Genomic DNA, 9311 nt, shown 5'->3' with positions numbered 1-9311 from the left:
TATCTATGATGTTGAAAGTCCAAGGTTATCAGGTCGTCTCGCGGACGGCCTGCCCGACGATGTCGCGCCATTCCTGCGCGGCGCGGCGCACCATGCCGTGCCCCGCCTCGCCATCACGGCCATATTCGACCTCGGCCGCATAGGGCGCGGTAAAGCCCATATAGATCATGCCGCCGAGCGGCACGCTAAGGCTCGCCGGATTGACCGCCTCGGCATCGGAATCACCCGATGCATCGCCGGAGGATGCTCCGGCGTTGACAACCGGCATTGCGGAACCGGAAACCTGAAACGAATTCACCAGCGCGCCGCTGGCATCCGGGGTTCGTTCGATGACAGTTTCGGCCAGCAGCCGGGTACTCGACACCACCGATCAGCAATCTGTCGGAAAGTACCGGCACGATCGAGAGCCCAGCGGTCGAGAGATAGACCATCCGGTCGCCGCGCTGGATCAGCGTGTCACCGACATGCGCTTGGGCGTAATCGAGATCGACCAGCATGCAGGCGAAGTCCTCGCTCGTCTGCACGGGGTCGTAGTCCGGGCCGGAAGATGCAATGCGCCGGAGTTGGCCCTGCTGGCCGAACCTGGCAATCAGCCGCTCCGCCGTCGCGCGGGTTTTCTCGTAGTCAAAACCAGCCATCACACCACCAGAATGCCCGGCAGAACCGGACGCAGGAAGGGATAAAGCAGACCGTCGAGCATGGTCAGTACCGGTCTTGCGGCGGCGATGTTGTCGTCGAGAGAGCCGGCAGCGGCATACTCCGTCTCCAGCGGCCCGACCTTCTCGCGCTTGACGGTCTGTGCCGCCCTGACAACGGGAGTCAGGCTGCCGGGATCGATGAGTTCGACCACGGCAACCTCATAGGCGGCATAGGTCACCGGCAGCGGCACGGCATCGTCGGGGATCGCCTCGCCATTTGCCGTCACAGCCGCCCTGCGCGGCCAGGACAGTGGCTGTTCATAGCTCCCAGTACGAAGACCGGGGAAGCGCGGCTCGTAGAGGCCATCCACGACCTGCGACCCGCGCACCAGCGCAGCCATGCGATCGTTTTCACCAACCGCGGCCCAGGCCACATTGCCTCGATCGGCAAAATAGAGATCGGCAGCGGCGAGCGTGCCGTAGAAAGCTGCGGGCATGAGAGCTCCAGTCTATCAATGAAGAAGGCGGACGCTCCTCCCTCCGCCGAAACGAAGGGAGGACGCCAAACTCACACTGCCGCCGTGATCTCGTCGCCATAGGCCATGGCGGCCGGCAGACGCACTTCCGTGCCGCCGGTGCGGGCGATGATGCCGGTCTCGAAGCTCATGATCGACTTCTGGCGCGGCTGCAGCACGCGACGCGGCATCGGTAGATGGAAGCGCAGCACCTCCGGATCGCGGCGATAGACCACCATGCGGCCGCCGCCATCCTGGGATGCGGTCGCAAGCTCGCGCAGCGGCTGGATATCCAGCGGCTGGCCGGTTTCGGCGGTATAGACATTGCCTCGGCGCAGGAATTCCAGAACGCTGATGTAGCCATCGGTATCGGCAAGTCGCTTGGTGGCGATCAGACGGAAAGCTTCTGGCGGCAGACGCAGGCTATCCACCCATTCCACTTCTCCGGTGCTCGAGCGCACGCCACCGATCAGATCGTTGACATCGCGCAGAATCTGATCCGCCGTCTTGGCCGACCAGTGGGTCGAGGAACTGGCGCCATCGGCGGCGACATCGACGCGCGACACGTTCGGATCGTTGACGAAACCGGTCCAGCCCTTCTCGGCAGCACCGACCATGGCGACGGAATTCAGCAGGCGTTCGATCTTGTCGGCAGCAAAGATGGCGTTGGAGGCGTTGAGATCGAGATTGTAGAGCGCGGCCTGGTTGACCTCCTCGAGGTTCCATTCCCAACCGGAGCCGATCATTGCGAAGTCATGGCTGGCGCTATCGCGCGTCGACTGGTTGAAGGGCATGTCCGTGCCGGCGCCGGAAAGAAACTTCGCTTCGCCTGCGCTGTCGACAGTAAAGAAAGTCGTACCGGTCGCCCATTCATTGCCCTCGGTGACGACGGGCACATGCAGTCCGTAATTGAAGGTCGGATAGCGACGCTGGTAGATGCGCGTCTCGATATTGCGGCCCTGCGCAATGACGAAGGAATAGGCCGCCTGCGCGTCGGCGAAATGCTGTCGAACGAACTGGTTCATGGATTAGGCGCTCCTGTGCTTGAGCGAGATTTCGACGATGTCGCCGTTCCCACCGCTCGTGTCGAAGAAACAATCGGGAATGGGACCGACGATGCCGGTGCCGGCCGCGTTGACGTAGGCATTGGCGGTCGGGTTGTAGTAGACGGCATCGCCGTCAGCGACCGTGCCGCCCGCCCGCACATACATCTGGCCGGAGGTCAGGAAGGCGCCGGTGACGAACTGCGCATAGCCGTCGATCTGCGAAGCACCGGGCAATACGGTCGGCGTCAGTACGGCGATGCCGAGGAACTTGCCGCCGGCGGCAAAGGGCGCCACGCCATGATCGGCGAGACCGCGCTGCGCCGGCTGACCGAACTTGATGCCGGCGGCATTTTCCACCGTGCGGCTGATCTTGTTGGATTTTTCCTCGGAAGCGATCTGCCCGTGCAGGCCCTTCTGAGGAGCGTTTCCATAGGTGGTCTGATAAGTCGCCATTGAAGCGTCTCCTTTTTCGTTGACCTGGTTAAACGGGATTGGCCGGCTGGTGCGCGGACTGCAGGTCGCGCACCATGGCTGCATAGGCGCTGAAGGCCGCGGACATCGTCTGCGGCATCGTGATGCCGTCCCTGACGGCGGCAACGAAGAGATCCGGCGTTTCGCGGATCGCGTCGGCGAGCATGTCGAAGCGCGCATCGATATAGGCTTCAGATCTGCCTTTAACCGCACTTTCGCCGATCTTGGCGACGACGACCGCCTTGCGGATCGCCGCATCCGAAAGTCCCGTGGTCTTCACATCGACGACGATTGCCCTGGCGAGCCCGATGAGATCGGCGCGAGCCTCGGCTCGCCGTTCGATCTCGACATCGCTCACGAGGCTCGCCTTAAGCGTATCCAGCTCGGCATCACGGACAGCGATCGCCTTCTGATAGGCGGCATCGGTCGCCGTGATCTGGGCCTTGGCATCGGCAAGCTGTCGCTGGAGTTCCGCGACAAGCTCCGAGACCTGATCGCCGATTTCGATCCCAATGCCATCGACGGTATTTGTCCCTGCGGGCATCATCCCTTCCTTGTTTTCATGCTGATCGGAAATGGGGCGTGGGGCTGCGAGAGGAGCGCAGCCCCACGGTGCAGCGGCATCGCCGATGCGGACTTTCGATCCCGCTCGGCCACGGCGCACAATGGCAATATGATTGATGCGAATATTCTTCTGGACGGCGTCATAGGCCTCACCGGCGGATGTCACGCCCGCGGTGAAATCGAGATCGCAGACATAGCCGGCAGAAAGCTCCTGCTTGCCGCTCTCGATATCCTGGATCGCCGCCTCGTCGCTGACCATCAGCGGCACGCGAATGAAGATGCCCTCGCCGGCGATCTCATCGCCGGTCTGCCCGACGGAATACTTCTTCCAGTTCTCCGAGGTGACCATTTCCGGCGGATGCTCATTTGTCACCGGCCGGTGAGCCGCACTCTTCAGCGTGTCCTCGGAAAACACTTCCGTGCCGGGCCGATAGACGCGCACGGTACGCATCTCCGGCCTGCCGATCTCCGCGCCAAGATAGTTTTGAATACCCGTACGGGCGACCCGGGCATCAGCGACAAGATAGCCGTCCCCCGTCCGTCGCGTTCCCGCGACGGTGACAATGTCTGTGAAGTTCATGATTGGATATCCCTTGGTCGAAGCCGACTTTGGTTGATGGATATGTCTTCCGCTTATAAAGAGGTTGCATCAGGCGCGGATGCCTCAGATGCAGCATTCCCTCGTGGAGTTTCCACCGAGGCAAGCTCTGGCTGATCGGCTTGAACTGATCCTCCGAACGCAGCGATTGCCGCCTCCAGCCCCGGCAGCGATCCGTCCTCGACCAACGTATTCACCAGTGCCTCAGACAGCGCCTGGCGCGGAATGATCTCCTCGCCGGCAGCGGACCCGAACAAGGCGCGTGCCGCATCGGCCTTGGTCTTGAAAATATCGGCCTTGTCCTTCTCACTCATCTGCTCTAGCGGCGCCCAGAAAGCGTAGATATTCGGATCGCGACCGCCGGTGGCGGAGCGAATGAGGCACTCATCAAGGCGCGACATGGCGGGCGTGAAGTCGAGCTCCTGGATTGCCTGAATCCGATCGTGATAGTTCTTCATGTCGGCATCGCCAGTAGCATTGAGACCAGCCGGAGATTGGCCGAGCAGACGGGTGACCGGAATATCGGCGGCACCTGAGACGATCTGCAGGAAGGCCATGAGGATATCTGTCAGCCCCGAAAGCGGGGCACTCTTGCTGTCGTATTCCTCCTCGGCGTCGAGGATCAGCGTGCCGTTGACGCCCTTGATGGTGTTGGCGAGCGAATAGCGGCGCAGCACGGCATCCTCATAGGCCTGGTTGCCGATATTGGCCGAGAACTGCGGCACCTTGATAATGTCGATCTTTGCCTCGAAGACGAGGCTGGCGATATTGGCAGCCGTACTGTCGGCATTCTTGATGGCATCCAGGGTGGCGGTGAGCACGCTCTCGCCCCAGCCATGACTGCCCTGCCCCAGCTCGCCGCCGAAATCCTCGTCCGGCGCCATGGCGCCATTGAAGATCACCAGTCGAGACGGATGGATGGCGACCTGCGCTCCGCTTGCGCCCGTCAGCGTGTAGAACTTCGGCTTGCCATACCATTCCGAAGTGGGATCGCGCTCGATCTCTCCAGCGGCAAGTTGGCGACGCGTCAAGACGGTCAGATGCTTCAGCCCACCTTTGCTAACACGCTCGATATCGAGCGGCCGCGAGGGATCGGCATCGGTGACACCGATGAACAAAGCCGCACCGCCGAAGAGTCGCGCCTTCTTGGATGCCTCCAGCACCTTGCCGCGGAGATTCAGCCGGCGCTCTTCAGCCTCAATCGAGCCGATCTGATCGCCTTCGGCCTGCCAGTTGCGCCATTTGCGGCAGCTATCCAGCGCCGGAATATCGACGATCTTGCGCGGCAGCCAGGAGCCGCGATAGGCGGCGATGATCTGTTCGTCGGTCAGGATCGGTTGGGTATAGAAGACCGACGCCGCCTTGTCGCGCTCCGTCCCCATGCGAGACGCAAGGCTCACCAGCCCATCGCGAACCATCGAGAGTACGTGTCCCATGGATTGTCCTTTGGCATGTCTGTGAAGGAGAGACCCGTATCTGCAGGGCCTAGAAATTCTTGAAGCTGAAGGAGGAGCCCAGAGCCAGCTCGTTCAGCGCATCGGCAAAAGCATCCACCTGGTCGTCAAACTGCGCATTCGGGAAAGCGCAGATCTCATCGAGAAATGCCTCGTTCCACTCGCCGCGCAGCAATTTGACATTCCCAGCCTCTGCCTGTGCAGACGCCGGCTTGGCGCGTGTCGCCTTGTCACCGGTGATAGACAAGACCCTGATGGGAAATCCGGCCAGCAGCTTGATCTTGGTCTCCGCATCGGCCTTGCCGGCAGCGCCCGGATCCTGCGGCATGCGGATCATCACCGTCGGCCCGTCCTGTGTCGCCATGTTCTTCAGATTGCGTTCGACCTCCGCCGGCGACCAACGACCGCGAGCTATGGTCTCGACAAAGAAGATGCCATCGGCTTCGGCCATACGCAGGCCGACTGTCCAGTCCGGCTGGCGGCCCGGACGCGCTTTAGACGCTGCGAAATCCCAGGCACGGCAGCGTTTGGCTCCCGCTGGAACAGCATCGACGATCTCGAAATCACCACGCTGGAACAATCCACCAGAGCGCGGCGATGGCCGCTGCTGAAACTGGCCAGCAACGGCATAGGAACCGAGCGGCACCTTGTCTCGCTCAACGACAGCACGCGGAAATCGCTCGGGAAAGAGCAACTCGCCCTCTTCCGTTCGGGGATCTGTAAATCCGATCGATGTCCGGCAACAACGTTCAGGCTCGAACTCCATCGGCAGCATCAGATGCTCGTAGCCAAGCCCAAGCGCCAGGATCGTGCCGGAGACATCAGCCTCGTGCAGCCGCTGCATGACGACGACGATCGCCGAACGCTGCGGATCGTTGAGCCGCGTCGGCACGGACTCGCGAAAGGTACGGATGGTAGACAACCGTTCCGCTTCGGATTCCGCACCGTCGACGGAATGCGGGTCGTCGATGATGACCCGGTCGCCGCGCCCGCCCGTCAGCCTTGAAAACGGCACGCCCTGACGAAAGCCGGTGCGTGTATTGGCAAAGGCCATTTCGCCCGACCGCGTCAGCTTCACCCGGTCGCCCCAGAGTGTCTGATACCATTCCGAGGCAACAAGATCGCGCATGCGCCTGTTGTCACGCTTGGCATAGTGCTCGGAATAGGATGAGCCGAGATAACGCAGCTCCGGCCTATTCCTCGGCCCCCATTCCCAGGCCGGCCAGAAGACGCCACAGAGAAGCGACTTCATCGTTCCCGGCGGCACATTGATCAGCAGCCGCGTGATCTCGCCTGACGTTACCGCCTCGAGATGTCGGCAGATGGCATCGATGTGCCAGCCATGAACATAATCGACAGAAGGCTCGACCACATGCCAGGCCTCGCGGACGAAACCGGCGAGCGGCTGACATCGCTCCCGAATCCTCTCGGCATCCGCTGCAATCCGCCGGGCAAGCTCAACCCGCTCGGCATCAGCCTTCCGCTTCGCTTTCTCCTCGCGGATCGCCGCCATCATCGCCGCCGGGCCCGGCAAGCGGACCGAAGAGGGATTCGAGTGTCGCAAGCTGCTCATCCGTGGCGTTGGTTAAGTCGATCGTAAAACTTTGTCCGCCTTTGGCTCCATTGCCCGGGCGTTCACTCGGCTTCTGGTGAACATAGGATGCGGCGATCTTCGCCATTTCATCCCGTCGTTTCTGATCCGCCTCGTCGTCGCGCATGACTTTCAGCATATAGTCGAGCGGCGTATCGCCGGCGGACACGGTTTTGCGCCGTCGGGCACGCGGCTTGCGCGGCGCGACGGGCTTGTCGGCTGTGGACATGCTGTGTGATTTCCGATGGAACGTTGAAAGGAAACAAGCGGCTGAAAGAGAGCCGCTTGCGGTCAACAGTGCGTCGCTGCAACTGTTCTCATCATGCATAAATGAGTACCCCAATTCGGCGCTGTTGGCGACACCCTTGATCGCGAAGACGGCTGCAAGGATTGAGAAATCTTTGATCTACAGCCAGATAATTATTTGAAATTACATTGGAATATTGCATTCTCTCGTCCGACGATCAGCGCAAGAATACTCTCCTTTTCCGTTGAAACGGCGTTAGCATCAGACAAACGAATGACCAAGAAACAGGATGGGCCTCAACCCGATCAGGATCTCTCCCATATCCGCACGATACCGTTGCGCGAAGGGGAGCCTATCGACAGCGGTGACAAACCGGAGGAAGCGGCGCAAGCCGTAGCCACGATCGACGCAGCGCGGACTTTCATTGCCGCCCATCTTCCCGTTCTGCCGGTTCCATCGATTCCTGAGATCCGCCTGCACAAAGCCGGACCTCAAAGCGGCCTACGGCTGCTCGCCGAGCGGGACGATGCATTCGGCTCACCCTATTGGGCACATTATTGGGGTGGAGGTCTGGTGCTGGCGCGGTATCTTCTCGACCGACCTGATGTCGTCGCCGGCCGCCGTGTGCTCGATCTCGGTGCCGGCTCCGGCATTGTCGGCATTGCCGCCGCAAAGGCGGGGGCAATCAAGGTGATCGCAGCCGACGTCGATCCTTATGCCATCGCTGCCATAGAGCTGAATGCCGCTCTCAACGGAGTGACGATTCTACCTGTCCTTGCCGATCTGACAACCGGCGAGCCACCTGCCGCGGATATCGTCTGTGTCGGCGATCTCTTTTATGAAGCGGCACTTGCCGAGCGCGTTACGATCTTTCTCGACCGTTGCCTGGAGCGAGGCATCGACATTCTGATCGGAGATCCGTGGCGCGCCCACCTGCCGCGTTCGCGGCTGCGCTTGCTAGCGGAATATGCCGTGACGGACTTTGGTGACACGGCAGGAAGCTCAAAGCCAAACGGAGTGTTTGCGTTTCAGAAAAAACCGCCGCGACACGACCAAAACGATAGGGGCTTGCCTTAACGAAAAAGCCCTGGGTTCGAACCAGGGCCATTCTTACGAGTTAGGCTTTCATCTTTGCGCGTCGCCTGTTTTCTCGCTCCAAGCGTTTCGCCAGTGCCGCCAGCTCCGGGCTGGCCGCATCGAACACCGGCTTTGCATCATCCGGCAACCAGTATGTCTCGTGCTTCGCAGCAGGCATCTTCGCCCGCTCTAGGCTTCCGGCCGAATGCGGCATCATCGGCGCTACGCGTGACCAATCGGGTTCCTGCAATGCGGGCGAAACCGCGAGCAAAGTCTTGGCCACGGCCTGAAACTCCGCCTGAATCCACCGTTCCGCCGTTCGCCGCACCCGCCCTGTCTTTGCGCAGAACTCGCGGAAGGAGCCGGCAACATATGGCGCGGCGAGGCAAACCGACCATCGGGACAGCAGGATACGGCGTTCCTCGTCCCGGACATGGGTCAACAACCAGCCCTGCAGCACCTCCTCCGCACGGCTGATAGCCGCGGCGCTCGGGCGATAGCGGACACGAATATCCGCATGGTCCCCCGACTCAGGAAGAACATCCGGCCAAAGACTACGCATCCGATCCGGGCGCACGCCTCGCACGTCGAGATGAACCATCGTGTCGGCGGCCTCGACGAAACGAGCGCGAACGATCAGGCTCAAATCCGCAACCTCGGCCGCATGTTGAGAAAGATCGTTAAACTGCAAGGCGTTCTGGTACATCAAGTCGTCTCTCCAGTTCCCGATAGATCAAAATCCGAAGCGTCGCGCGCACCGGCCAGGGCCGCCGCGCCACGGCGTCCGTCCGCAACACCCCAAGCGCAATATCGTCAAAGGCGGACAGCAGATCGCCGGGCCGCTGCAATGCCCAATCCTGGCGCTGCACAAGGATATCGGAGACCGCACCGATCGTGTCCGACCAGAGTTCATCGCGATTGTTGCCGGTCTGGCGAATGCAGCGCAGGACAAAGACGAGATGACCGTCGCCATGTTGCCCCCGGATTTCCTGCATGGTGCCACGCGCATGGCTTTGCGCCGGTGCGCGACGGCGATGGACCGGAACCAGCTTGATGCCGAGGCCGTCAAGAAGAGTGTCGAGCCTGCCTTTGGTCATGGGCGCATTCCCT

12 protein-coding genes are annotated in these 9311 nt (G+C 61.3%); 1 reads left to right on the top strand and 11 read right to left on the bottom strand.

Annotated features, from left to right (window positions below):
- Positions 1–28: 28 nt before the first annotated feature.
- The 9 genes from PMI03_RS27520 to PMI03_RS27480 form a co-directional block, all read right to left on the bottom strand.
- On the bottom strand, positions 29–268 hold the full coding sequence (locus PMI03_RS27520; protein WP_007701717.1) for a hypothetical protein: 240 nt from the start codon (positions 266–268) through the stop codon (positions 29–31).
- Positions 222–638 carry a hypothetical protein gene (locus tag PMI03_RS27515; protein WP_007701713.1) on the bottom strand — a complete coding sequence of 139 codons (417 nt, stop codon included), beginning with the start codon at positions 636–638 and terminating at the stop codon, positions 222–224. The genes PMI03_RS27520 and PMI03_RS27515 overlap by 47 nt, the downstream gene beginning before the upstream one ends.
- Entirely contained in the window at positions 638–1135 is a 498-nt protein-coding gene (locus PMI03_RS27510) for a DnaT-like ssDNA-binding protein (RefSeq protein ID WP_007701711.1), read from the bottom strand. The genes PMI03_RS27515 and PMI03_RS27510 overlap by 1 nt, the downstream gene beginning before the upstream one ends.
- A 71-nt stretch (positions 1136–1206) precedes the next feature.
- Positions 1207–2178: a DUF2184 domain-containing protein gene (locus tag PMI03_RS27505; protein ID WP_007701708.1), complete on the bottom strand. Its 972-nt coding sequence runs from the start codon at positions 2176–2178 to the stop codon at positions 1207–1209.
- A gap of 3 nt (positions 2179–2181) precedes the next feature.
- Entirely contained in the window at positions 2182–2652 is a 471-nt protein-coding gene (locus PMI03_RS27500; RefSeq protein ID WP_007701704.1) for a hypothetical protein, read from the bottom strand.
- Positions 2653–2680: 28 nt separating this feature from the next.
- Positions 2681–3814 (bottom strand): DUF2213 domain-containing protein, encoded by a 1134-nt coding sequence (locus tag PMI03_RS27495; RefSeq protein ID WP_007701702.1) that lies wholly within the window; start codon positions 3812–3814, stop codon positions 2681–2683.
- Positions 3815–3867: 53 nt separating this feature from the next.
- On the bottom strand, positions 3868–5268 hold the full coding sequence (locus PMI03_RS27490; RefSeq protein WP_007701699.1) for a DUF1073 domain-containing protein: 1401 nt from the start codon (positions 5266–5268) through the stop codon (positions 3868–3870).
- A 49-nt stretch (positions 5269–5317) separates the two neighbouring features.
- Positions 5318–6802: a phage terminase large subunit gene (gene terL, locus PMI03_RS27485; protein WP_174052038.1), complete on the bottom strand. Its 1485-nt coding sequence runs from the start codon at positions 6800–6802 to the stop codon at positions 5318–5320.
- Complete coding sequence (locus PMI03_RS27480; RefSeq protein WP_007701692.1) at positions 6759–7106, bottom strand: hypothetical protein; 348 nt, start codon at positions 7104–7106, stop codon at positions 6759–6761. Before PMI03_RS27480 ends, terL begins: the two co-directional genes overlap by 44 nt.
- A gap of 291 nt (positions 7107–7397) precedes the next feature.
- On the opposite strand from PMI03_RS27480, the gene PMI03_RS27470 reads away from it, so the two are divergent.
- Entirely contained in the window at positions 7398–8201 is an 804-nt protein-coding gene (locus PMI03_RS27470; RefSeq protein ID WP_007701684.1) for a methyltransferase, read from the top strand.
- A 40-nt stretch (positions 8202–8241) separates the two neighbouring features.
- On the opposite strand, the gene PMI03_RS27465 is transcribed toward PMI03_RS27470, so the two are convergent.
- Together PMI03_RS27465 and PMI03_RS27460 are read right to left on the bottom strand one after the other, a co-directional pair.
- A complete protein-coding gene (locus PMI03_RS27465) occupies positions 8242–8907 on the bottom strand; it encodes a DUF6362 family protein (protein WP_007701683.1) in 666 nt (221 codons plus the stop codon).
- Positions 8882–9298, bottom strand: a complete 417-nt coding sequence (locus tag PMI03_RS27460; protein WP_007701682.1) for a hypothetical protein — start codon at positions 9296–9298, stop codon at positions 8882–8884. Before PMI03_RS27460 ends, PMI03_RS27465 begins: the two co-directional genes overlap by 26 nt.
- Between the last annotated feature and the right edge of the window lie 13 nt (positions 9299–9311).

This window comes from Rhizobium sp. AP16 (assembly GCF_000281735.1).
In the GTDB taxonomy this organism is placed as follows: Bacteria; Pseudomonadota; Alphaproteobacteria; order Rhizobiales; family Rhizobiaceae; genus Rhizobium; species Rhizobium rhizogenes.
The sequence above is the reverse complement of the archived record's forward strand: the minus strand, read 5'-3'. Positions and strand labels throughout refer to the sequence as shown.